Annotated in this window: 21 protein-coding genes; 9 read left to right on the top strand and 12 right to left on the bottom strand. The window is 54.4% G+C overall.

Translation table 11 applies throughout. The features are described 5' to 3' along the window. Positions 1–8: 8 nt before the first annotated feature. Entirely contained in the window at positions 9–2669 is a 2661-nt protein-coding gene (ppdK, locus tag B152_RS0107280) for a pyruvate, phosphate dikinase (RefSeq protein WP_020591748.1), read from the top strand. Between the two features lie 74 nt (positions 2670–2743). On the opposite strand, the gene B152_RS22890 is transcribed toward ppdK, so the two are convergent. Beyond that, on the bottom strand, positions 2744–3673 hold the full coding sequence (locus tag B152_RS22890) for a DMT family transporter (protein WP_020591747.1): 930 nt from the start codon (positions 3671–3673) through the stop codon (positions 2744–2746). A 361-nt stretch (positions 3674–4034) separates the two neighbouring features. Here B152_RS22890 and B152_RS0107270 point away from each other — a divergent pair, with 361 nt between their 5' ends. The 4 genes from B152_RS0107270 to B152_RS25170 all read left to right on the top strand — a co-directional run bounded on the left by B152_RS0107270 (position 4035) and on the right by B152_RS25170 (position 7816). After that, entirely contained in the window at positions 4035–5192 is a 1158-nt protein-coding gene (locus B152_RS0107270) for an ABC transporter substrate-binding protein (RefSeq protein WP_020591746.1), read from the top strand. Between the two features lie 67 nt (positions 5193–5259). After that, positions 5260–6321: a FecCD family ABC transporter permease gene (locus B152_RS0107265; RefSeq protein WP_020591745.1), complete on the top strand. Its 1062-nt coding sequence runs from the start codon at positions 5260–5262 to the stop codon at positions 6319–6321. Further along, on the top strand, positions 6318–7094 hold the full coding sequence (locus B152_RS0107260) for an ABC transporter ATP-binding protein (RefSeq protein WP_020591744.1): 777 nt from the start codon (positions 6318–6320) through the stop codon (positions 7092–7094). The genes B152_RS0107265 and B152_RS0107260 overlap by 4 nt, the downstream gene beginning before the upstream one ends. 92 nt (positions 7095–7186) lie before the next feature. Continuing rightward, positions 7187–7816: a HutD/Ves family protein gene (locus B152_RS25170; protein ID WP_020591743.1), complete on the top strand. Its 630-nt coding sequence runs from the start codon at positions 7187–7189 to the stop codon at positions 7814–7816. A gap of 37 nt (positions 7817–7853) precedes the next feature. On the opposite strand, the gene B152_RS0107250 is transcribed toward B152_RS25170, so the two are convergent. Then, positions 7854–8399 (bottom strand): hypothetical protein, encoded by a 546-nt coding sequence (locus tag B152_RS0107250; RefSeq protein ID WP_020591742.1) that lies wholly within the window; start codon positions 8397–8399, stop codon positions 7854–7856. A 330-nt stretch (positions 8400–8729) separates the two neighbouring features. Here B152_RS0107250 and amaB point away from each other — a divergent pair, with 330 nt between their 5' ends. Beyond that, positions 8730–10235, top strand: a complete 1506-nt coding sequence (gene amaB, locus B152_RS0107240) for an L-piperidine-6-carboxylate dehydrogenase (protein ID WP_020591740.1) — start codon at positions 8730–8732, stop codon at positions 10233–10235. Between the two features lie 77 nt (positions 10236–10312). On the opposite strand, the gene B152_RS22880 is transcribed toward amaB, so the two are convergent. From B152_RS22880 to B152_RS22870, 9 genes are all read right to left on the bottom strand, one after another. Continuing rightward, entirely contained in the window at positions 10313–11182 is an 870-nt protein-coding gene (locus B152_RS22880) for an ABC transporter ATP-binding protein (protein WP_157230941.1), read from the bottom strand. An 8-nt stretch (positions 11183–11190) separates the two neighbouring features. Then, positions 11191–12282: a FecCD family ABC transporter permease gene (locus B152_RS0107230; RefSeq protein WP_020591738.1), complete on the bottom strand. Its 1092-nt coding sequence runs from the start codon at positions 12280–12282 to the stop codon at positions 11191–11193. Positions 12283–12288: 6 nt separating this feature from the next. Further along, a complete protein-coding gene (locus tag B152_RS0107225) occupies positions 12289–13323 on the bottom strand; it encodes a FecCD family ABC transporter permease (protein WP_020591737.1) in 1035 nt (344 codons plus the stop codon). Positions 13324–13418: 95 nt separating this feature from the next. After that, positions 13419–14852 carry an MATE family efflux transporter gene (locus tag B152_RS0107220; protein WP_020591736.1) on the bottom strand — a complete coding sequence of 478 codons (1434 nt, stop codon included), beginning with the start codon at positions 14850–14852 and terminating at the stop codon, positions 13419–13421. A 4-nt stretch (positions 14853–14856) separates the two neighbouring features. Then, positions 14857–15891: a PLP-dependent cysteine synthase family protein gene (locus B152_RS0107215; protein WP_020591735.1), complete on the bottom strand. Its 1035-nt coding sequence runs from the start codon at positions 15889–15891 to the stop codon at positions 14857–14859. Continuing rightward, complete coding sequence (locus tag B152_RS22875) at positions 15882–17432, bottom strand: alanine racemase (RefSeq protein WP_020591734.1); 1551 nt, start codon at positions 17430–17432, stop codon at positions 15882–15884. Before B152_RS22875 ends, B152_RS0107215 begins: the two co-directional genes overlap by 10 nt. Next, positions 17426–18448: an ornithine cyclodeaminase family protein gene (locus B152_RS0107205; RefSeq protein ID WP_020591733.1), complete on the bottom strand. Its 1023-nt coding sequence runs from the start codon at positions 18446–18448 to the stop codon at positions 17426–17428. The genes B152_RS22875 and B152_RS0107205 overlap by 7 nt, the downstream gene beginning before the upstream one ends. A gap of 281 nt (positions 18449–18729) precedes the next feature. Then, complete coding sequence (locus tag B152_RS0107195; RefSeq protein ID WP_020591731.1) at positions 18730–19707, bottom strand: ABC transporter substrate-binding protein; 978 nt, start codon at positions 19705–19707, stop codon at positions 18730–18732. A gap of 101 nt (positions 19708–19808) precedes the next feature. Then, on the bottom strand, positions 19809–20267 hold the full coding sequence (locus tag B152_RS22870) for a ParB N-terminal domain-containing protein (RefSeq protein ID WP_020591730.1): 459 nt from the start codon (positions 20265–20267) through the stop codon (positions 19809–19811). 409 nt (positions 20268–20676) lie between these two features. Here B152_RS22870 and B152_RS25165 point away from each other — a divergent pair, with 409 nt between their 5' ends. Continuing rightward, complete coding sequence (locus tag B152_RS25165; protein ID WP_020591729.1) at positions 20677–21141, top strand: glycine zipper 2TM domain-containing protein; 465 nt, start codon at positions 20677–20679, stop codon at positions 21139–21141. After that, positions 21126–21770 carry a COG3904 family protein gene (locus tag B152_RS0107180; protein WP_020591728.1) on the top strand — a complete coding sequence of 215 codons (645 nt, stop codon included), beginning with the start codon at positions 21126–21128 and terminating at the stop codon, positions 21768–21770. The genes B152_RS25165 and B152_RS0107180 overlap by 16 nt, the downstream gene beginning before the upstream one ends. A 2-nt stretch (positions 21771–21772) precedes the next feature. On the opposite strand, the gene B152_RS25160 is transcribed toward B152_RS0107180, so the two are convergent. Next, positions 21773–22438, bottom strand: coding sequence for a TetR/AcrR family transcriptional regulator (locus B152_RS25160; RefSeq protein ID WP_020591727.1), 666 nt, complete (start codon positions 22436–22438; stop codon positions 21773–21775). Between the two features lie 220 nt (positions 22439–22658). Between B152_RS25160 and B152_RS0107170 the strand changes: the two genes are divergently transcribed. Beyond that, entirely contained in the window at positions 22659–25001 is a 2343-nt protein-coding gene (locus tag B152_RS0107170) for an efflux RND transporter permease subunit (protein ID WP_020591726.1), read from the top strand. The last annotated feature ends 103 nt before the right edge of the window (positions 25002–25104 follow it).

Raw genomic sequence — 25104 nt, 5'->3', positions numbered from 1 at the left:
ATGAGAAAATGACCAAATGGGTCTACAGTTTCGGTAGTGGCAAGGCTGACGGCAAAGCCGACATGAAGGAACTTCTCGGCGGCAAGGGGGCTAACCTTGCCGAGATGTCATCTCTGGGATTGCCTGTTCCCCCCGGATTTACAATCTCCACCGAAGTCTGTACGGCCTATTATGACAATGACCGGAACTATCCTGCCGATCTGTCCGGTCAGGTTGACGAAGCTGTTGCCGAGATCGAGAACATCGTCGGCATGCGCTTTGGCGACACCGCAAATCCGCTGCTGGTTTCTGTCCGTTCCGGTGCCCGTGCGTCGATGCCGGGCATGATGGACACAGTCCTCAACCTTGGTCTTAACGATGAAACGGTCGCGGGTCTGGCCAAGGTATCCGGCGACGAGCGTTTTGCTTTTGACAGCTATCGCCGTTTTATCCAGATGTACAGCGATGTGGTGCTGGAAGTTGACCATCACTTCTTCGAGGAAATTCTCGAGCTGCACAAGGAAGACAATGGTCTGATCCTTGATACCGAACTTTCCGCTGATGACTGGAAAGGCGTGATCGAGCAGTACAAGAAGGTCGTCCAGGAAGAATACGGACAGCCTTTCCCGCAGGACCCGCGCGAACAGCTCTGGGGCGCGGTTTCTGCCGTGTTCGGTTCCTGGATGAATGCCCGGGCGACGACCTATCGCAAGCTTAATAACATTCCGGCAGCCTGGGGCACGGCAGTCAACGTTCAGGCCATGGTCTTTGGCAACATGGGCGATGACTGTGCCACCGGTGTTGCCTTTACCCGTAACCCTTCTACGGGCGAAAACCTGTTCTACGGCGAATATCTGATCAACGCCCAGGGCGAAGATGTGGTCGCCGGAATTCGGACCCCGCAGAACCTGACCATCCAGGGCAAGGAAGAACAGAGTTCTGATCTGCCTGCCATGGAAGAGGTCATGCCGGAAGTGTTCAAACAGCTGGACGATGTGCGCCATATTCTGGAACAGCATTATCGTGACATGCAGGACATCGAGTTTACGGTTCAGTCGGGCAAACTCTTTATGCTGCAGACCCGGGCTGGCAAGCGGACCACTGCTGCCGCGCTCCAGATCGCTGTTGATATGGTTGATGAAGGCCTGATCTCTGAGCGTGAAGCCGTCATGCGGGTGGAGCCTGCGGCTCTGGATCAGCTTTTGCATCCAACGCTTGATCCCAAAGCCGTACGTAATGTCATTGGCCGTGGCCTGCCTGCTTCTCCCGGTGCGGCCTCGGGACAGATTGTCTTTTCCGCTGATGAAGCCGAGAAAATGGCCCATGCTGGCAAGAGTGTAATCCTTTGCCGGATCGAGACATCGCCGGAAGATATTCACGGCATGCACGCAGCCAAGGGTATCCTGACGTCACGTGGCGGCATGACCTCGCACGCGGCGGTGGTTGCCCGTGGTATGGGGCGTCCCTGTGTGTCCGGTGCGGGTGAACTGCGCATGGATTACAAGAACGGTACCATCATTGTGCGCGATCAGACCCTCAAAGCCGGGGATATCCTGACCATCGACGGCAGCACTGGTGAAGTGATGATTGGTGAAATCCCGACAATCCAGCCGGAAATGTCAGGAAACTTTGGCAAGCTGATGGCCTGGGCGGATGCGATCCGTACCATGAAGGTCCGCACCAATGCCGAAACCCCGAATGATTGCCGCACCGCCCGCAGCTTTGGCGCCGAGGGCATTGGCCTGTGCCGGACCGAGCATATGTTTTTTGATGCGGATCGTATTGTCGCCGTACGCGAGATGATCCTGTCGGACAGCGAAGAAGACCGTCGCAAGGCGCTGGACAAGATCCTGCCGATGCAACGCGATGACTTTGTCGAGATCTTCAAGATCATGGCGGGCCTGCCTGTGACCATCCGTTTGCTCGATCCACCTTTGCACGAGTTCCTGCCCCACGGCGAAGCGGAAATGCAGGAAGTGGCCGATGCAGCAGGTGTGCCGATTGAAAAACTGCATGCCCGGGCGGCGAAGATGTCTGAATCCAACCCGATGCTGGGGCACCGCGGCTGTCGTCTCGGGATTTCCTATCCGGAGATCTATGAGATGCAGGCCCGTGCGATTTTCGAGGCAACCGCCCGTGTGGCCAAGGAAGAAGGCCAGACCGTGCGTCCTGAGGTCATGATCCCGCTGGTGGGCATGAAGAAGGAACTGGAAATTCTCAAGGCTCTGGTTGACCGGGTTGCCAAGGAAGTCATGGCAGCTGAAGGTGTCGAGATGACCTATCTGGTCGGGACCATGATTGAGCTGCCGCGTGCAGCCTTGCGTGCGGGTGATATTGCCGAAGAAGCCGAGTTCTTCAGCTTTGGCACCAACGATCTGACCCAGACAACCTTTGGTCTGTCACGCGATGATGCCGGGAACTTCCTTGGTGCCTACGAACAACGTGGCATTATCGAACAGGACCCCTTTATCTCCCTTGATCAGGAAGGTGTGGGCGAGCTGGTTGAAATCGCGGTTGAACGTGGCCGCAAGACCCGCGGTGATATCAAACTGGGCATCTGTGGAGAACATGGCGGTGATCCCGCATCGATCCACTTCTGCCAGCGCACAGGTCTTGACTATGTATCCTGCTCGCCGTTTCGTGTGCCGATTGCCCGTCTGGCAGCGGCACAGGCAGCGATCAAAAAGTAACGTTTATCTGATGAACGTATCAGGTGAGAAGAGGGTGGCAACGGCCACCCTCTTTGCGTAGCGGAACAGCAGAGCTAGACTTCCTTCATCCTGTCCTGTTTTACCATAGGAGCATGATCTGATTTCCGGCGTTTGTGTGCGGCAATTGCCACACCGACGGCAGCAACGGCCATGCCGATCCAGGCGACGGGCGGCATTTCTTCACCCAGCAGCAGCCAGCCGAACAGGGCGGCCAGCGGTGGTACGAGAAACATCAAGGAAGACACGCGGGAGACTTCCCCGGCGCGGATCATGGCAAGTAACAGGCTGATGGCGAGAATGGAATTGCCAATAGCCAGATAGCCAAGCGCCGCAATAAATTCTCCGTTCCACTGGACCTGCATGGTCTCGAAGAAAAAGGCAATGGGAAACACGACAGAGAAACCGGCTGCGTACTGCACAATGTTGGCAACGATGGGGTGGGCAGTGCCACCAAAGCGTTTTTCATAGAGCACGCCGCTGGTTATGCCGAGCAGGCCCATAATGCTGAAGCCAACCCCGATGACCGTCGGTGGTTCGATATCTGATCGGGCGATGATAACAATCAAAACCCCGGCAAGCCCGAGCAACAGGCCGAACCAGCGCTTCCAGCTGACGTTTTCTCTGGCCAGGGTTGGTGCCAGAATGGCGACAAGTATGGGCTGGAGCGACATGAAAATTGCCAGGACACCTGCCGAGACACCTGTTCGGAAGGCCCACCAGCAAAATCCGAAATAGACCGCCTGGACCAGAACCCCAACGACAACCAGATGGAGCCAGTCAGCCCGACGCTTGGGCAGAGCGGGTCTCAGGTACAGGTAAAAGGGGACCAGCAAAATCACCACGGTGGAAAAGCGCAGGGAAAGCAGGGTCATGGGCTCTGCATATTGAAGACCAACCTTGGCGACACCATAGCCTCCGGCCCAGAGCAGCGTAAAGATGACGGGAGCCAGTACCAGCCAAAGTGGTTTCTTTGCGTCGTTCATGACAGATTGATCCGGGAAAAAAGAAGAGAGCCAACAGTATCGTTCTGTTGATCCGGTTTCTATAGCCAGTTTCAAGGGAACGTTATAGACAGTTTATCTTATCACTTTGCAATAGCTCGATTTTGAAGCGTCGTGTTCTGTTCATTTTTCGTCATGTTGCCCGTCTTACAAACATAATTTGCGAATCATTTGCATTCTCATTTATCCTGCCGTAAGGTGCGTTCTATCGATACTTTTGAATGAAAATGTGTGGGCTGGATCGCTGATTCAGCTCAGGGGAGCGCTTTGCTTGATGAGCAGGGATGCCTGCATTTTTATCGTTGTTCAGTTGCCGGAATTATAGACGTTGGAAGGAATACTGATGAAATTCAGGAATGTGAACCGCAAGGCAAAAGCCTTGGCCGGAATGATAGCCCTTAGTCTGGGAATGCATGTGGCGACTGCCCAGGCAGAAAAGATTACGATCACGGATATTGCTGGCCGGAGTGTCGAGGTCGAGAAAAATCCCTCGAAGATCGTTCTGGGCGAAGGACGGATGATCTATTCCCTTGCGGTCCTGGATCGGGAGAACCCCTTCAAACGTGTGGTTGGCTGGAAAGACGACATGATCAAGTACGATCCTGATGCTTACCGAAAGTACGTGGAAAAATTCCCGAAAGCAGCAGATATCCAGAACCTCGGGAGTCCCTATGCGGCTGAATACAGTCTTGAAACCCTGATTTCTCTGGGAACTGAAGTTGTTTTCCTCAATCTGGGTAACCTGCTCAAAGCGCAGGAAAGCGGGATTATCGAAAAGCTGGAGAAAGCTGGCGTGGCGGTTGTTTTTCTGGACTTCAGGCAGCGTCCGACCCAACACACGGCCCCGAGCATCCAGATCCTCGGGCGTATTTTTGATCAGCGCGACCGGGCCGATGAATATCTCGATTTCTATCAGCAACAGATGATGACTGTGTTCTCCCGGGTAGAAGGTATCAAGGATGAGGACAAGCCGGTTGTCTTTGTCGAACGTGGAGCGGGTTATGACCCAGATGATTGTTGTGGGACTTTTGGCGGCGCGAACATGGGGCGCCTGGTTGATCTGGCCGGGGGCATTAACTGGGGATCTCGCAAATTCCCGGGCTTCGGCGGCAAGGTGAATCCGGAAGTTATCTTTACGGATAACCCCGACATCATCATTGGTACAGGGGCAAACTGGGCCGAAGCGAAACCTGATAACATTGCTGTCCTCTTTGGGTATGATGCAAGCAGGGACATGGTACAGCAACGTCTGGCCGGGCTGGCGGCAAGAAAAGGCTGGGGCGAGCTGAAGGCGGTGAAAAACGGACAGTTTCATTCGATCTATCACCAGTTTTACAACAGTCCTTACCACTTCGTGGCTCTGCAGGCCTTTGCCAAGTGGATGCATCCGGAACTCTTTGCCGATCTCGATCCGGAAGCGGCCTTCATCGAGCTGCACGAACGTTTCCTGCCGATTGAGTACAGCGGTATTTTCTGGGGATCTCTCGAAACACCACAATAACTAAGTAAAAGCAGTGCCTCTTCTCTCCTCGTGAAAGAAGAGGCACTGTGCTTTTGGGAGGGAAAACATGGTGGCAAATACCGACGTCAACCTGACCCGGCAGGGCTATCAAACCCGTGTCGGGCACCGATTTTTTGCCCTAGCACTGGTTGCTGTGCTGTTGCTGATCAGCTTTCTGGTAGATCTGACCAATGGCCCGGGGAATTTCCCTCTGCCTATGGTTCTTGAAACCCTGATGGATCGCAATGCGCATGGTGTCCAGATGGAAGTGATTATCTGGGATTACCGCTTGCCTGTTGCGGTGACGGCAATCCTTGTTGGCGGTCTGCTGGCGCTGTCCGGGGCACAGATGCAGACCGTCCTGAACAACCCGCTTGCAGAACCTTTTACGCTCGGGGTTTCTTCTGCCGCCAGCTTTGGCGCGGCGCTGGCGATCGTGCTGGGCTGGAGCATTGTTCCGGGGATCGGATATATGCTGGTCACGGTCAATGCCTTTGTTTTTGCGCTGCTGACTTGCGGTTTTATTCTGATCGCCACCAGGGTCAAAGGGGTTGGCACCGAAACCATGGTGCTGTTCGGGATCGCGATCTTTTTTACCTTTAACGCCGCGCTGGCCTTGATGCAGTACATGTCATCGGAAGATCAGCTGGCGCGGATAGTTTTCTGGATGATGGGCTCGCTGGCACGGGCAAGCTGGGAAAAGATTGCTCTGGGGGCCATTTTGCTCAGCCTTGCGCTGCCTTACAGTCTGTTTCGGACATGGCAGTTGACGGCATTACGGATGGGGGATGATACCGCGCTCAGCCTGGGCATTGACGTTGCGCGTCTGCGGGTCGAGATGCTGATTGTCATTTCCATTCTGGCAGCAACAGCGGTGGCCTTTGTTGGCACTGTCGGCTTTATCGGCCTCGTCGGCCCTCATATTGCCCGGCTGATTGTAGGGGAAGATCAGCGGTTTTTTCTTCCTCTCTCGGTTCTGGTCGGGGCACTGGTTCTGTCACTGACTTCTCTTGCCAGCAAGATGATCACTCCGGGGGTGATCTATCCCATCGGGATTATCACGGCCCTGATCGGGGTGCCGGTGTTTGTTTCGCTTATTCTTTCCAGTCGTCGGGAGCGTTTGTCATGAGCAGTTTGAATATTACTGATCTGAATGCCGGATATGGCAAGGTTACGATTCTAAAAGGTATTACTCTTTCCGATGTGAAGCCGGGAGAGTTTGTCGGTCTGATCGGACCGAATGCCTCGGGGAAATCGACACTTTTCAAATCAATCGCCGGAATTGTCCGCCCCAGAACGGGGACGATCCGTCTGGGAGATATTGATCTGGTGACTGCGGGGCGGGCACAGCGTTCCCGCCGGGTGGCCTATATGCCGCAGGCCTATGGATGTAACGCCGTGCTGAGTGTTTTTGAATGTATCCTGCTGGCCTTGAAACAGGCCAGCCGCTGGCGGGTTTCCAGTGATGATCTGGACCGGGTTGCCGATATTCTGGTTGAACTGGAACTGTCGCATCTGGCTGACAAGGGTATTTCCCAGCTCAGCGGGGGCCAGGCACAGATGGTCGCGGTTGCCCAGACACTGGTGCGTCAACCCGATCTGGTCTTATTGGATGAGCCGACCTCGGCTCTGGATTTACATCATCAACTTTCCATTCTCGCCACAGTCCGTCGGGTGATGAAACAGCGCGGTACGATCGTTATTGCGGCTTTGCATGATCTTAATCTGGCTGCGCAGTTTTGCGACCGGCTGGTGTTGCTGGGATCAGGAGAGATCCTGGCCGATGGCCCGCCCGGCAAGGTCTTGGCGCTCTCGTCTATCGAAGAAATCTACCGGGTAAAAACCACCTTGGAGCAGACCCGTCGCAATACCTTCTATGTCGATGCAAGACTGTCGGCCTGAAGAAAGAAGAACGTCCCTCTTTTTGCTGTTCGGGCAGGAAGCTTTCTTGTAATGCTGAACTCTTTATCAGAGATCAAGACAGAGCAGGCAGGATGAAACAGCATCTGAGGGTGGCAGACTATAAAAACATGCCGTGGAAAAACGGTCTGGGAACAACCGTTGAACTTGCTGTTGCATCTCACAGTTCTGTCGGCTTGCCAGATCGGGATGACAGTCCGTTTCTCTGGCGGATCAGTATCGCCTCTGTCGCTCAGGATGGGCCTTTTTCCTGCTTCCCCCATATCGACCGCAGTCTCATGATACTGGAGGGAAAGGGGATGGTTCTGGCGGTGGCAGGACAAGAGAACTTGAAGTTGGAAGAACCCTTTCATCCGGTTAAGTTTGCAGGTGATATCGCTGTTGAGTCACAGCTGACGGGTGGACCGATCACAGACTTTAATGTCATGGCCGACCGCCGCTACGCCCGGGCAAAAGTTGCTGTGTTGCAGTCTGGCCTGGAAAAACAGGAGATTGAGCTGTCCGGTGGAACGGACTTTTTTCACGTTCCCGCGAACGCATCAGCAGCGATATTTGTCGCTGGAGATCAGAATTTCCGGCTTGCAGCAGGGGAAAGCTGTCATCTGACTGGTGAAAACGGGCGGGTCTTTCTTGTTTCGGATGAAACTGTGGCTAAGGAAAAAACTTCATCGCCTGTCATCCATGTCGCCATCGGGCTTGTCTGACCAAGATTTTTACCCGGATCCAGTCCAAATTCCTGATTTATTTGCGGCGTTCGCTCTCGATCCAGGCAACAGCCTTGTCCCTGTCGGTGAAAACGTTGAAGATCTGGTTCGGGAGAACGGCCCTGATTGCCTTGATCAGGATACTGAAGCTTTTCTGGTCGGATAAAAAGGCCGTGCGCCTTTTCGGGCCTTTCCCGCCGAAATGATGATCCCACTGGTCCCCGATTTCCTTGACGGTATGCCAGCCGGCATTGCCCCGGTGGAAACGCAGATCAATGACATTGTCATAGCGCTCCAGATCAGGGATCTGCTGCCATATCTCTTTGAGTTCGACCAGAAGCTGATCTGTATGCAGATGTCCGACATAGGTCATGTGTCGAATGAACCTTGTTTGGTCGAGGTGGCACTCAACACGGGGAGGTCGCGCTGCGGGAGGACTCTTGAGGCTGTAGTTCGCCGGAAGCGGAAAGGGGCATTCTTTTAAGGAGTCCGCAGTCTTCTTTTCAGAAAAATTTTCCTGAAAATCCTCCGGGATCATGCCATCGCTGCCCCTTCCGGCGATCTTGCAATCGTCAAAGGTCATTTCTGAAGGAGCCTCGCCTAAAAAGAAAATAAGGTGGTTCTTTATACAATTAAGAGGGTAGAGGAGGCAACAGTTTACAGGCAAAAATTACATGAGAATGACCACGTCATGAGATAATATCATGAGATTGCGATTATTTCTTGCTTTGTCTGGCTTTGCACTGGCATTACCTTACGACTGTAGAAAATATCCAATCCAGCTAACGGTTGGTAAATCCGGGGAAAACAGGGCAGCGAGGTCTTGCCGGGTCTGAACATTGGCTGATAAACACATGCTATCCTGCGCAGCTCAACCAGGACTGTCGCAGTTTGATACTTCAAGGAGAGACGCATGAGCTATTCTGATATTCTGGAACGTCTGGGCCTGACCCAGGCTGAAACAACCGGCGGCTCCCTGAAGGTGACATCTCCGGTGGATGGTGTTGAAATTGCCGCTGTGGCTGAAATTAAAGCGGCAGACGTTCCTGCTGTGATCGCCTCTGCCAAGTCGGCTTTCAACAGCTGGAAAGCTGTGCCAGCCCCGCGCCGTGGTGAACTTGTTCGTCTGCTGGGCGAAGAATTGCGTGCGGCGAAGGAAGACCTCGGCCGTCTGGTGACACTGGAATGCGGCAAGATCTATGAAGAAGGTCTGGGCGAAGTCCAGGAAATGATCGACATCTGTGATTTTGCGGTTGGTCTGTCGCGTCAGCTTTATGGCTTGACGATTGCGTCTGAACGCCCGGGTCACCACATGCGCGAAACCTGGCATCCCGTGGGTGTCTGCGGTGTGATCTCTGCCTTCAACTTCCCGGTTGCGGTCTGGTCCTGGAACACGGCCCTGGCACTGGTTTGCGGTAACGCAGTGATCTGGAAACCTTCCGAGAAAACACCTTTGACGGCTCTGGCCTGTCAGAAAATTCTTGAAAAAGCCCTGGCCCGCTTTGGTGATGATGCCCCTGAAGGTCTGCATCATGTGCTGATCGGTGGTCGCGATGTCGGCGATGCCATGGTCAGCAGCGAAGATGTGCCGATCGTTTCTGCCACAGGCAGTACCGCGATGGGTCGTCAGGTCGGACCAAAGGTTGCCGCCCGTTTCGGCCGCTCCATTCTTGAGCTTGGCGGCAACAACGCCATGATCGTGACGCCTTCTGCTGATCTGGATATGGCGGTGCGTGCGATCCTTTTCTCTGCTGTTGGAACAGCCGGTCAGCGTTGCACCAGCCTGCGTCGCCTGATCGTGCACAAGGACATCTATGAGCAGCTGATGCCGCGCGTGATCGCAGCTTATGCATCGGTCAAGGTTGGCAACCCGCTGGAAAAAGGCACACTGGTCGGTCCGTTGATTGATCAGGGTTCTTTCGACAACATGCAGTCCGCGCTGGCGGCAGCCAAGGCATCGGGCGGTAAAGTCCACGGTGGAGATCGTGAACTGGCTGCTGAATTCCCGGACGGCTATTATGTGCGTCCTGCCGTGGTTGAAATGCCGGTTCAGAACGCGGTGGTCGAGACAGAAACCTTTGCACCGATCCTCTATGCCATGAAGTACGAAGGCTTTGATGCTGCAATTGAAATGCAGAATGCTGTACCGCAGGGTCTGTCATCCTGTGTCTTCACCACGGATGTGCGTGAGGCAGAACAGTTCCTGTCTGATGTCGGTTCTGACTGTGGTATTGCCAACGTCAATATCGGCCCGAGCGGGGCGGAAATTGGGGGAGCTTTTGGGGGCGAGAAGGAAACCGGCGGTGGACGCGAGTCCGGCTCTGATGCCTGGAAAGCCTACATGCGCCGCCAGACCAACACGGTGAACTATTCCCGTTCTCTACCACTGGCCCAGGGTATTACCTTTGATATCGACTGATTTCTGATCAGGCGGCAGGTTTTAAAAGGGTCGCATCGGCGGCCCTTTTTGTTTGCTGTATAGCCTGAGGGATAAATTCAGGCGGTGCGAAAGAGAGGCGAGGGACGTTTGCGCCGCTGCGAGCCTGTGGCGATATGCAAGGGGCCGTGCCCGGGAATATTGAGATAATGCCCCTGGATTGCAAAAACACTTTCGATCAATCCGGATGTCACCAGTTCCTGCGGCGGTCCGGAGTAGAGCAATTTCCCCTTGGCAAGCAAGGTCAGGCTATCGGCGAACATCAGGGCGTGATTGATCTCATGCAGGGAAAGCGCAATGGTCAAACCTTGTGTCATCGAGAGTTCCTGTAACAGTTCAAGAACCTCCAGTTGATGCCCGAGATCAAGATAGGTTGTCGGTTCGTCAAGCAGCAGAATGGATGCCTGCTGGGCCAGCGCGGTCGCAATCCAAGCACGCTGGCGTTCTCCACCGGAAACGGTGCGCATTGACCGGTCGCGATATTCCAGAAGACCTGTCTGTTCAAGTGCCCAGCTGACCGCATCCCGGTCTTCGCCAGTCAGTGCACTGATCAGGCCGCGGTGGGCAAAACGCCCCTGTTCCACCAGCTGGCCGATGGTCATGTTTTCAGGAACTTCGGGAGCCTGGGGTAAAAAAGACAGGGCCCGGGCCAGCGTCCGTCGCTGCCAGCTGTGCAGTTCTTTCCCCTGCAGAACAGCAGAGCCACGGGCGGGTTTGAGCAATCCGGCCATGGCGCGCAACAGCGTGCTTTTACCACAGCCGTTGGGGCCGATCAGGATGTTGACCTTGCCTTGCTGAAGGGACAGCGAAAGATCTTGCACCACTGGCTGGCTGTTATAGCCCAGGGTGACATTGTTGAGTGAAATCGCGGTGTTGTCTTTGGGGGTGACCGAAGAAAAGACGGTGGTTTCGGGGAGGGAGCTGAGCATGGTGAGGGTCATCCATAACGGCGGAGCAAGACAAGAAAAACCGGAACACCAAGCAAGGCAGCGATGATTCCGACGGGAACTTCATCGGGGCTGAGCAGCAGGCGACCAATCAGATCTGATCCAACCACCAGTCCGGCCCCGAGCAGGGCGACGATGAAAATGTAATAACGTTCGTTGTTGCCCCGGCAGAGAATACGGGCGAGGTGTGGCACGACGAGCCCGACAAAACCGACAGGGCCAACCACACCAACTGCACTGGCTGCAAGTCCGGCTCCGACCGCCAGGGCGAGACTGCGCCAGAGGGGGACAGAAAGGCCAAAGGAGGCCGCGCAGTCGTCTTCGAGCTGTAACAGGTGTAAGGGGCGCCGGAGTAACGGCAGGAAAAACAGGCTGGCCAGGGTCCAGGGCAGGAGATAGACCAGATGATCCCAGCCCCGGGCATAGAGACTGCCGGACATCCAGAGCAAAATACTTTCCATCCGGGTTGATCCCCATCCGGCCAGCAGTCCCATGGCCAGGGCATGCAGCACAGCCCCCAAAGCAATCCCCATCAGCGTTAATCGCAAGGGAGAAAGGCCGCTTTGCCAGGACAGAAGATAGACCGCAAATCCGGCAACCAGTCCGCCGAAGCACCCGGCCAGGGGCAGGTACTCCACGGGGATGGCAAAAAGCTGGCTGCCATCACTGTTTCCGGCATAAACGGCAAACATTAAAAAAAGCATTACAGCCAGTGTTGCCCCCTGAGAGACACCGAGAATAGTAGGATCGGCAAGCGGGTTGCGGGTGATTGCCTGGAGCAAGGCACCGGAAAGAGCAAAGTGAACCCCGACGAGCAAGCCGACAATGACACGGGGCAAACGTTGGGATGCGATGATGGTGTCGCTGCGCTGGCTGCCATCCCCCAACAGGGCAAGCAGGGTATCGGTTGATTCAAGATCAACAGTACCGAGAAAGATTGCCAGAATAACGACAAGAGGAACGCACAGTAAAACAAGGCCAAGCGCCCAGCTGGATGTGGGGGATCCGGATATTTTCTGTATCTGTGGCTTTTCGTGGCCCTTGGCAACAGGGGATATGCCGGAAGAGGGAGCGTGTGGCATGTGCTCTCAGGCCTTCTGTCGATAGATAATGGCAAGGAAAATAGGTCCGCCGATCAGGGCGGTTATCATGCCGATTGGCAGTTCCCGTGGCGCGGCAAGTGTTCGGGCGAAGAGATCGGCACTGACCAGCAACAGTGCGCCAAGCGTGAGAGAAAGCGTGGCAGCAGTCCCTGTTGTGCGGGCACCAAGCATCCGGGCCATATGCGGCACACAAAGACCGACAAAGGCAATCGGGCCGGCAACAGAGACAACCCCTGCACTCAGGCAAATTGCCAACAGGGCAAGCAATGTGCGCCAGAGACGGACATTGGCCCCCATGGCCTGAGCGACTTCATCGCCAAGAGACAGGAGCGTAAGCGGGCGCAGACAGACAAAAACACAAGCCAGTCCAGGAACAACCCAGGGCAGCATAATCGCCAGCTGGGTCCAGCTGCGCCCCTGAAGCCCACCGGAGAGCCAGAAAAGCAGAGTCCCGGTTTGCGGCCCGGCAGAAAGCAGGGTCAGCGTCGTTACCGAAGCGGCCAGAAAAGAAACAGAGACCCCGGCAAGGGCGAGACGCAGGGGCGAGGACAAGCCAGGCCCGCTGAGAAAAAGGGTGATGCTTGCCGCCGCTGTCCCGCCCAGGAGCGCCAGAAAGGGATAATAGAAAGGGGTGATCATGTGGGGCAAACAGACAAAAGCCAGAACCACAAACATGGCCGCACCGGATGTAACCCCAGTAAGAGAGGGGGAGGCCAGCGGGTTTCTGGTAATGCTTTGTAACAGATAACCGGCAACGGCCAGTCCTGCACCGGCCAGGAGGGCTATTATCATGCGGGGCAGACGCAGTTCCCAGAGAATAATGCTCGAGACGCTGTCATCAGGAAGCCAGATGACACGAATGATTTCAGAAAAAGGAATGGGTTGTGCGCCAATACCAAGGCCGAACAGGCCGACAGCCAATGCCGCAGCCGCAGTTCCTGCGGCAAACAGATAGGGGGCTGCTTTGGGTCGCCGGGCGGCCCCGCATCTGTTTGCGGAGAGTGTTTGGAAATTTGACACGTGTTTTTGCGTTCTGTCATATCAATCAATGGTAGTTAATGATAATGATACGCAATAGCGTGGTCAACAGTTGTATGGCAATTCCCAAGCAAATTTCAGATGCTTTGTAAAACCCCGCTATGTCGTGTCCGGGAAAAATATTCAAAGGCAAAAATCATCATGCATGCTGTCGCGGCAACGCCGACCAGCAGGCCAATCCAGATTCCGCTGGCCCCCTGATGCTGGTCGATAGCCAGAAACCAGGCTGCGGGAAGCCCGATAAACCAGTAACCAGCCACGGTAATCCAGAAACCTCTGGAGGCTTGTCCGAGGCCACGCAAGGTGCCGATGGCAATGTTTTGCAGAGCATCAAAGACCTGAAGTACTCCTGCGATCAGCAGCAGTTTGCTCGCCAGTGTGATGACTTCAACGGGCTGCTGTCCGCTTTTTAGAGTTACCAGCGCGACAAGACGTTCCGGGGCAAGAAAATAGAGCACCGCGATGATGGACATGATTATCCCGCCCAGGAAGAAGGCAGTTCGCCCAACCCTGCGGATGATTTCTCCGGCCGATCTTTGTCCTGAAGTGGTCCCTGAGTTTATCTGGTTGTTCTTTTGGGCAGCTCTTTGGGAACTGGTGCCCTGACCAACGGCTTCGCTGATGCCGACCGAAGCTGCATGGGACAGACCGACCGCAACCATAAAGACGATATAGACCATCTGGTTAACCAGGGTATGCGCCGCCAGTGCGGTCTGGCCCAACGTCCCCATCATCAAGGCTATGACAGCAAAAAAGCCAGCTTCAGATCCATAGGAGGCTGAGGTCGGGAGGCCTATTTTGAGAAGATCCCGCGCATTTTGCCAAACCCTGACCATGTCAATGCGAAGCTTGCCAAAATCAATCTGGCTGTGCGTCAGAACCGCCAGGGCAATAAAGGAGAGCAGGAAAACCAGACTGCTGGCTGCGGCAATACCGGCGAGTCCGAGTTTGGGTAACCCAAAAAGGCCTTCGATCAGAATATAATTCAAACCGGCATTCACCCCAATGGAAACCAGGGTAATCCATAACAGCGGCCCAGCTTTGCGCAGCCCGACACTGACCCCGCGATAACTGTAAAACCAGAAAGCGGGTAATATTCCCGGCGCCATCCAGACCAGGTATTCGGCAGTCTGGGCGACGATATTCGGATCTTGCCCCAGAAAGATCAATCCGTCGGGGCCAAAAAGCATGATCAGGGCAGCACAGACACCCGCAGTTGTGGAGACGGCCAGCCCGGCAAAAAGACAGTCGGCAAGGGCGCTGTCCCTGCCTGCGCCGCCGGCTTCGGCGACCATGTTCGACAGGCCGACAACCAGGCCAAAGCCCATGGTCCGCAACAGGTTGAAAATAAAAAACGCCAGGCCGCCAGCGGCGAGGCTCATTTCCCCAAGCAGACCCATCATGACAATGTCAGTGGTTGAGATGGCGACCTGGGCAAGCTGTGTCAGAATGAGTGGTGAAGCGAGGCGCAGCAGTGACTGCGCCTCAATCAGATAGCCCCGGATAAACATGGGATCAACTGTTCCTTTTGCCAAAAAAGAGATCGAGCTCAGCTGAAATTTCCGACCTTAACAGATTGCGTTCTGTCATCCAGTCGTCATCGTAATAGCTGTCGAGATACTTGTCGCCTGCATCGGGAATGATGACAACAATCGTGCCGGTAAGGAATTTTTCCCGGATCGCCCGGATTGCGGCGTAAAGCGCCCCGCCCGCCGAGCCACCAAGCAGCAGGCCAAAACGTTGCGCGATATAACGAGCCGTGTTGAAGGCCGAGATATCGTCCACCTTTACCCCGAGACTGATCTGGTCATAGTCAACACAGGTCCCGATCTCGGCACCGGGCGGGGTTCCGGTGCCTGACTGATAATAAGAACCACCCGGACCCCCAAAGATGATAGAGCCTTCTGGTTCAACCCCGAGGCTATAGAGTTCAGGTGTGGTTTGTCGCAGGGCCTTTGCGGTACCGCAGAGCGAACCGCCCGTGCCGGCAGCGCCAACCAGCGCGTTGATTTCGGGGCCGAGAATTTCCAGAAGCTCTTCAGCCAGTGCCGTATAGCCATCAGGATTGGCCCTGTTGTTGTGCTGTTCGGTCCAGAAACTGCCGGGATCTTCCGCTGCAATTCTGGCGGCGGTTTCGTCACGCAGGGCGGTTGAAAGTTCCCCATCGTCACTGTCTTCATCGACGAAGACAATATCGGCGCCAAGTGCGCGCATGGCCCGCAGTTTGTCTTTGGCTGCGTGGCTGTCGACAATCGCGGTGAAACGGTATCCCCGTTCTGCAGCAATGGCCGCCAGCCCCAGTCCGGTGTTGCCGGAGGTGCTTTCGACAATGCGCCCACCGGGTTTGAGCTGGCCGGATGCTTCGGCTGCATTGACCATGTTGAGCGCCATGCGGAATTTCATATTGCCCATGGGGTTGAACTGTTCAAGTTTGAGCAGCAGCCTGGCCTCGTGATGGGGAACAGGCAACTGTAGAAGAGGGGTGTGGCCTACAGTCTGGCTATAGCTGGTAACAATGCCCCGGTTGTGGCTGTGTTGTTTCAGTTCCATGATGAATAGTCCTCGGCAAGAACGGCACAATAGTCGGTATCCCGGCACCAGGCCGCGACACCATTGTCCAGGAAGAGACAAATTTTCTGGGGGAGAGGCAGTCCGTGGAATTCCGATTCATTGGAATCCATCTGATAGCCCGCGGTATTCAGATAACAGAGCAGATCACCGACTTCGGGTTTTCCGGGGAAGGCAATTTTGCGCCAGCTCAGCATGTCGCTGTCCAGACAGCTGACCCCGCCGATGGCTGCCCGGAAAAGCGGCGAAAATTCGCGGTTTTCCGAAGCGGAAATTCGTGGGGAAAGCAGTCTGGGGTCTGGTAAAAATTCGCTGTCGAACCACTGTTCGGAAAGGCTGAAGCTGGTGCCGTCAACCGTAATGATGCCATAGCTGCCTTCTGGTGTTTGTAAGGATGCTTCCGGTTTTCTTTCCTTGACGCCCTGAACCGAAAAAAGCGTGACACCGCTTTGATCGAGCAAGGCCCGACCAGGTTCCAGCATCAGCTCAAGATCGTGTGCCCGCAGAAGATCTGCCAGATCGCCTTCGCCCGCGGGGTTCGGGGTTTCCAGAATGGTACGAAGGGCATCCAGTCCGGCGCTTTCGCAGTGATAGGGATAAAAGCCGCCACCAAACTGTTTGCCGCCGTGATAGTCCTCGGGGTTCTGGCTTGCCTGAAAATCCTGCCAGGCAGGCGCTGAAGCATAGGAGAGAGGAAGACCACCGCCAATATTGAGACGACGACAATGAGGGAAACGGGAGGACAGCTCTGTAATCAGGGAAATGGCTGTGAAGGCCATTGCCGCGCGTTCCGCAGTATCATAACCGGAAAGGTGAAACGACAGGCCCTCCAGCCGGATGGTTTCTTTGCTGCGGTTCAGCTGGTCGATCTGATGCCAGAGTTCGGGCAGGTCATCCGGGGCAAAACCAAATCGGCTTTTTATCTGGTTATTCGGGCGTAACCGGATCAGGCAACGCAGGGACTTGTCGAGCTGGCGGGCCAAGCTGGCTGCTCTTTGCAGCTCGTCCACGGCATCTATGGCAAGCAGGCATCCCTGTTGCAGGGCGAGAATGAGCAGGCGATCGCTCTTGGCAGGGCCTGTAATTCCGATCAGTTGCGGCGGAACTCCGCCTTTTAGTGCCGCGACAAGCTCTTCGATGCTGGCTGTATCAATACCAAGTCCAAGCTGGGCACATTCCTGGACAAAGCTTGCAGCCTTGTTGGCCTTCTTGGCAAAAAAGATCTGGTGCCTGAGAGAGAAGCGTTCCAGCAGTTTTTTGTAATCCCGGACTGTTTCCCTGAAAATCTGGGGAAACAGCAGATGGACAGGCCCGCCAAACCCGGATTTCAGGCTCTGCAGCAAACCGGTCTGGCCAAGGAAATACTCGACCCGGGGATCGACTGTCGGCGGCAGGCCGGGAACCTGCCGCTTTGTTTCCAGTGCATTATCCTGTTGAAGATCTTTGGGTTGAGGGCCTGTCAGCCGGGCAGCAGAGCGGGCCCAATCGGGAGCTGCATCGTCGAGTTTTTTTACGGCTACCATATCGACACCTTGCTGCCGAGACCCCGGGCGATGGCGGCTTCATAGAGTGCCCGTCCAACAGCAACATCGGTGATGATCAGGCCGCTGTTATAGGAGAAGACGCGCTGATCATCACTCAGGCGGCCTTTGGCACGTCCGGCCAGAATGGCGGGAAGTTCGGCATCAATTGCCGGGAAGCTTCCATCGGGCAGGGCAAAGTCCTGACCTGTGACCTGCATCTGCTCTTCGCTGGTGGCAGTACGGTAGTCTGCCTGATGGAACACATCGGCGTGCAGTCCGTAACCGACCAATATCGAAAGTGCCCCCGGTTTGAGCCAGTCAGCCTGCACGTTGTCCAGCGAGGCCGGTCCCGAAACACCGATAATGACATCGGCATCACGCACAGCGGTTTCGAAATCGGTTGCGACCTTGAGCTGACGCCCCGGGCAGCAGTGGCTAAAGAATTCCTGTGCTGTCTTGAGGCCTTCCTGATAGCGGCCATGAATAGAGATTTCCTCAAGCTGAGGGCAGGCTTCGGCCAGCATGGGGCCTGCATACTGGGCCTGCATACCTGAGCCCACAATCAGGGCCTTGCGGGCGTTCCTGCTGATGGACCCCTTGGCGAGAAGGGCAGAGACAGCAGGGGTACGGGCAGCGGTAATCCAGGAACAGTCAGCCAGGGCCAGAGGCTGTCCGTTTGTGTCATCAAAAATCAGCAGTGTGGTGTAGTAGCGCTGCATCTGGCGCTTGGGACCGCCAAAGTATTTGTAGGACAGTTTCATGCCGACCGTTGCCGGGTCTGCCAGGGCGCCCATCATGGCATAGTTCATGGCCCGCTCACCGGGGGATTCCATCTCGATCTTTGCCGGATTGAGAGCAAGGCCGGCCCCGAGATCCCGCAGGGCTGTCTCGACGGTGGCGAGCAGGGTTTTGTGGTCCAGGGCTACCTTGGCAATGTCTTGCCGTGAAAGAAGCGTAACCCGGTGATCCAGGTCGGATTTTTTGTGCAGGTCTTCCGGAATAAGGACGGTGGTCATAGGCGTCTGCTTTCTATGGTTTAGCTTTGATCTGGGGTTTAGCTTTGATCTGGGGTTTGGCTTTGAACTGGCTTTAGATTTTGCGCAGGTTAATGGCTTGGGCAGGCAACACGTCCTGCCCAACAGGTGAGGCGATGAAACAGGGGAATGTAGAAGCGGTCGTGTGGACCGATCCGCGGCAGCCCCGACCTGATCTCCCGATCAGCCCCGGTGTGTTCTAGATAGGGGGGAGATGATGAGAGATCAGGTTGTTCAGGCTTGCAGTGTTTGCTTGCGGGTGATCAGTTACTGATAATCGCAGGGATCAGCTTGGTTGCTTCTGCACGAACATCAATTTCCGGGAAGGTTTCCGGATAGAGGAAATGCGCGGCTTCGCGCAGTACCATCTGGCGGGCAATCGGCCCGTGTGATTCGATCCAGTGGTCCTGGACAAAATGCACCCGGTCATTTTTAACGGCATCCAGCTGTGACCAGATCGGGTTGTTCTCGAAGGGACGGTCAGGGCCGTAGTCATAGACAAAAATAACCTCGGGGTTTTGCGCCAGCATGTATTCCAGGCTCATTTCATAAGCGGTGTTGTCTGGAACGTGCGGGGTGGGGTTGGAGCCAGAAATATTCTGGCCGCCGAGGGCCGTAACCAGAGCCGAAGTCATGTGTTCGTTGTAATAGGCCCAGGGAGATTCTCCGCCGCCCCAGATAAACAGATATTTAGGGCCAGTTCCTTCGGGGATTTTCTTGGCATAGCTTTCGAGATCTGCATGGAACTGTTTATTGAGGCCGGAGGCCTCTGTTCCCTTGCCCAGCAGGGAACCCATCTGGAGAATAGAGCGATCACTGTCGCCAAAGGTTTCAAGATTGAAGGCCAGATAAGGCGCCACCGCGTTGAACTGCTTGGCACTGCCTTCGGTATAGCGGCGAATGGCGACAATCAGGTCGGGCTCTGAATCTGCCAGCAGTTCCATGTTGGGGCTGGCACGCTGACCAAGCTTCTTGGCATCGGAGAGGTAGTCAAGCAGGTAATCCGGGTTGCGGTCCTCAATCATGTAGGTACTGGCGACCGGTTGCAGTCCGAGCGCCAGGGCCGTATCCGCCGCAAAGAAGGAAATCGCGGCAATTTTTTTGGGTTCCTGTTCAACCGTGACCACAACCCCGCGGTCATCGATAACCGACACAGGACCAGCCGTGACGGAAGCTATCGTCATAAACGACAGGCCAAGGCCCAAGGCGCTGAGGTATCCGATTTTTTTCAATTTTTGCATGAGCTGTTTTCTTTCTGCTCTGAGGAATTTATAGGGTGAATTTACTCTGTATCTGTATCTGGATCAGGGTATCTGGATCAGGAAGAGCCCGCCTGGAATGATCAGGCGCTGATCGCCAGATCCGGGGCAGTGCTGTTCGCGGGCTGTTGCAATGCTCCTGTTTGGAAATCTTGTCCCGTGGATTGCAACAGGCCGAGGGGAATGGCGCAGGAGAGATTGTTTTCGGGGAAGAAATGCCTGGTTGTCTTGTAGGGATAAAGCAGTCTCATGGAGGCTCGTTGTTTCAGAGCCTGCTCTGAAACAAGGTAACGTTTCTTGCGACTGATTACAGGAATATCATCATAGCTGAGCAACAGGACCGGCACCCTGTTCAGGCCCAGTTTTCTGGCAACACAAAGCCGGTGATGCCCATCCATAACAAACAGATCGTTTTCCTCGACACAGATCGGACGGGTCCAGACTGCTTCACGCAACAGCTTTTTCTGAAGCGCGGCAACCCTGCGGGGTTTTATCCATTCTGTGGGAACCAGCTGGTCTACGGGCAATAAAATCAGTCCCATTATCACACCCTTATATTAGAAAAATAAAAACAAGGTTGTATTTATGGTTGCTTTATTTATTGCGAATAATTCTCAATGTCAATTAAAAATTATTATAGATTTCATAAAATCTTGTTTATCCCCGAAAAGTCGAGATTCAAGATTATCTCTACTTTTCGACGAGTTAGGCGCTGTTTCCGGAAAGAGAACAGGAAGAATCAGGCGGTGTGTCATCGCTGTGACCAGACTGATTTCCGGCTTGGGGAAGGTGGTCTGGCAAGGGAAGACGACATTTCGCCGATCGACTTTGGCAAAAATATAAAAATAGTGAGTTTTGTGAAATATATTCCACTAAAAGTATTATTTATTGACCTCGAAGTCGCTAAAACCGAGGATGGTTGCGGGACGAGTAGAATTATTGGGGTGAGACATGAAAAAAATCACAGGGGTTGGGATAATCCTGACGCTCCTGCTGTCCAGCGGCTGTGCGAATAAGCAACAGACTGGGGCCGTTATCGGGGCTGTTGTTGGCGTTGCTGTTGGTTCTCTGGTTGGCAAGGGAGATGGTCAAGCACTTGGCATGCTTGTTGGTGGAGCCGTAGGTGGACTGGTCGGAAATTCTATTGGCCAGACTCTGGACGAGCTGGATGAGGCAGAAAAAGCCAAGGCTGAACGGGCTTCACTTGATGCACTCGAACAGGATGATGGCAAGAAAATCGAATGGAACAGTGATGATGACGAGGAAATCAGCGGCTCGGCTGAGTTGATCGGGGGTGGGTATGAAAAGCAGGGGGAGAGCTGCCGGCCCGTACGGGAACTCGTCGTTATTGACGGCGTTTCCAGTTCAAAAGTGGTTGAATACTGTCTGAAAGGGAATTCATGGGTCGCTTCCTGATCTGCTTTTGGGCCGTTCTTCTGGCTATCCCCTTTTCGATGCCAGTGCAGGCCCTGGATTACCGGATCGGGACGAGCGGAGATTCCGCGATCATCCTGGCTGAGGGAGACTTTGAAGAGGGAGACAGCGATCGTCTCGAACGCTTGTTGAGGAAAGCCAGAAACAAGCCCCACACAGTCTGGCTGGTATCAGACGGGGGCGCTGCCCATGAGGGGATGCTTGTGGGGGAAACAATCCGGGCCCACAAGATGGCAACTCATGTGCCCAACAAAGTTGACTGTGCCAGTGCCTGTGTTCTTGCCTTTCTCGGGGGGGTGATCCGGTCAAAATCATCAGGTGGGCGGATCGGGGTACATATGGCTTCGGCAGCGTCGAGCGAAGAGTACATTTCCTCTTTAAAGGAAATTCTTCTAAAACCCGAATATGATCTGGATGCCCGGATTCAGTTGATTACTATGATTAACGAAACCTATTCAGCACGGATCATGGCGCTTATGGCGAACTATGTCCAAAAAATGGGTGTGTCTCTGCGGGTGCTTTTTCCCAGTACAGCAACCAGTCATATGGATATTCACTGGCTGACTGATTATGAACTGGAAAGCTATAACGTGATTAACACCGTTAACTGAGGTCACTCGGCAGCAGAGTTCTGGCGCGGCAATATGCCATAGAGAAAACGCTTCACTACGCCTTGGACGATTTTTTCGATTTCCGCTTTGCTTGGTTGCGGCGCTGCCGTGATCAGGCAGTTGAGATAGCGGGCGCCAAAGAGGGCCGAAAAGAAGCTTTGGGCGGCTTCTTCCAACGGGTCATCACAGACAATTTCACCTGTCTCGCGTTTTTCGCGCAGGTAATCAGCCAGCATTCCCGAAGAGATTTTCGGCCCCTGTTCCATAAAGGCGATGCCATGGCTCGGATCATTTTCCGCCTGGGCGATCAGTATTCTGAAAAGCGAAATTGACCCGTGATAGTGCAGCATCTGCAAAAAAGTAATCCCGAGTTTGGTCAGGCATTCTTCGGGAGCCAGGCTGTGGTCCGGTTTGACATCAAGCTCATCACGTTTGAGCGAGCAGATGTTCTTCATGATCTCGGCAAAGAGTTCTTCCTTGGAGCCAAAGTGGCTGTAAACAGTACGTTTTGATACGCCTGCTTCCGCCGCAATCTTGTCCATGCTGGCGACTTCAAAGCTCTGGTCCATGAAGATTTTAATGGCTGCGTCCCGAATGGCGTTCCGCTTTTTCTCGCTTCTTGTCAGACTGTGACAGAGCTTGCCCAGGGCGCATGTATCTTTTTTCAAACCCGACTCCAATAAAACTACACCGTGTAGTTTACATATAATAAAAAATAAGTAAACTGCACCGACTAGTTTACTTTGATGCATTACCTTACAGCTAATAGGGTAATAGCGCAAAATGGCCCAAACTGGAAGACTTTGTCGGAACTGTTTAGCGGCCATCGCGCGTTACAGAAATTTCCTCTGGCATCAGAAACAAAAAATAATTTCGGAGCTTAAGGTAATGAGCAGATTTCTGGACCGTTTATCGGTGTCCTATGCCAAGGGAGTGATCCGCTGGCGCTGGCTTGTTCTTCTGATGGCGCTACTGGCCACGCTGGCAGCTGCATCGGGAGGGCGTTTCCTTTCTTTTACCAGTGATTACCGGGTGTTCTTCGGGGAAGACAATCCCCAGCTGATGGCCTATGAAGGCCTGCAGAACATCTATACCAAAACGGATAATATTCTTTTTGTTCTCAAGCCGAGAGAAGGCACGATCTTTACGCCGAAGTGGCTTGAGATAGTCAAGGATCTGACCGAAGAATCCTGGCAGGTTCCCTATTCCATCCGGGTCGATTCGATCACGAACTTTCAAAATACCGAAGCGGTCGAAGATGATTTGACCGTGGCGGATCTGGTTGAAGAAACCGGCGGATTGTCCAAGGCCGGACTGGAGCGGATTGAAGAGATTGCCCAGAGCGAACCGGTATTGGCCGGCCGTATTATTTCTGATGACAGTAAAACCACGGGCGTCCAGGTCACTCTGCAGTTGCCGACTGACGATGCTGTTGCACTGAACGATGCGGTGACTTTCGCCGAGAATATGGCGGCAGAAATCGAGGCAGCCAACCCGGATCTGGAAGTGGCGATCACGGGCCTTGCGCCGCTGAGTAATGCCTTCCCAAGAGCATCCATTGCAGATATGAGCACACTGACACCCCTGATGTTCCTGATCATCATTGTTTGTCTGGTGGGCTTTCTGCGGTCTTTCTGGGGAACACTGGGCACGCTTCTGGTCACGATTTTCTCGGTCCTGGTTGCCATGGGGGCAGCCGGTTTCGCCGGAATTAAGCTGACGCCGCCGTCTGCCATGGCTCCCACGATTATCCTGACCATTGCCATTGCTGACTGTGTACATATTCTGGTGACAATGTTTCACGAGATGCGTCATGGTAAAGACAAACGCGAAGCGATTGTTGAAAGTATGCGCGTGAATATGCAGCCGGTCTTTCTGACTAGCTTTACCACCGTCATCGGCTTCCTCAGCCTCAATTTTTCCGAAGCGCCACCGTTCCATGATCTTGGAAACATTGCGGCGGTTGGGGTTGTGGCTGCCTGGGTGATCTCCATTGCCTTCCTGCCGGCTTTCATGGCGGTTGTTCCGGTCCGGGTTAAGGCCGTTGTCGAAGGCAATTCCAGCTTTATGGAACGTTTCGGTGACTTTGTTGTTGCCCAGCGGACCAAACTGCTGGTTGTCATGGGGTTTATCGTGGTCGGCACCTCCTCGATGATCAGCATGATCAAGCTGGATGACCGTTTTATTGAATACTTTGATACCTCCGTGCCTTTCCGGGTTGATAGTGACTTCACCCGTGAAAATCTGACCGGTGTCTACCAGATCGAGTTTTCGATCAGTGGTGATGGTACAGGCGGGGTCTCGAACCCTGTGTATCTGGCACATCTTGAAGATTTTTCAAACTGGCTGCGGGCACAACCGGGTGTGGTGCATGTCAACTCCATGACCGACATCATGAAACGCCTGAACAAGTCGATGCACGGTGATGATGAAAGCTTCTACAAGCTGCCACAGGAACGCGATCTGGCAGCCCAGTATCTGCTGCTTTATGAAATGTCCCTGCCTTACGGTCTGGATCTGAACAGCCAGATCAACATTGACAAATCAGCCAGCCGCATGACCGTGACCCTGGATGATGTGTCTTCTAACGAGATGCGGGAACTGGCGGAGGAAGCCCGTGGCTGGCTTCAGAAAAATGCACCGGGATACATGGATGCCGAAGGCACCGGAGCAGCGGTGATGTTCTCCTACATTGCCGACCGGAACATCAAGTCCATGCTGATGGGAACTGCACTTGCTTTTGTGCTGATCTCCCTCTCGATGGTCGTGGCGTTGCGCAACCTCAAGCTTGGCCTTCTGAGCCTGATTCCCAACATGGTCCCGGCTGCAATGGCTTTCGGAATTTGGGGTCTGGTTGTCGGGCAGGTCGGTCTGGCGGTTTCCGTGATTGCGGCAACCTCTCTGGGACTGATTGTGGATGCATCGGTACACTTCCTGAGCAAATATGATCGGGCGCGGCGCGAACGGAATGCCTCACCGGAAGATGCAGTACGCTATGGTTTCAAGACTGTTGGAACGGCTCTGTGGGTAACCACGGCGGTTCTGGTGGCAGGCTTTGCGGTTCTCGCGCTTTCAACTTTCAGCGTGAATGCCGACATGGGACTGCTGACCGCGATCACGATTGCGATTGCGCTGGCTGTTGACTTCCTGCTGTTGCCTCCTTTGTTGATGCTGTTTGACCGGGAAAAGGCAACTGCTCCGGCAGCGACAGCAGCTTCGGCGGCAGAATAAATACACCCCCCCCTGTTGTTCTTCGGAATGACGGGGGGACAAGGATACACCGATCAGCAGTTTTGAAAACTGCGTCAGCTATCGGGAAAAAAGTGGAGAAAAC

The organism is Kiloniella laminariae DSM 19542, from assembly GCF_000374005.1.
In the GTDB taxonomy this organism is placed as follows: domain Bacteria; phylum Pseudomonadota; class Alphaproteobacteria; order Kiloniellales; family Kiloniellaceae; genus Kiloniella; species Kiloniella laminariae.
Note: the sequence above shows the minus strand (reverse complement) of the source record. Positions and strands in the feature narration are given on the sequence as shown.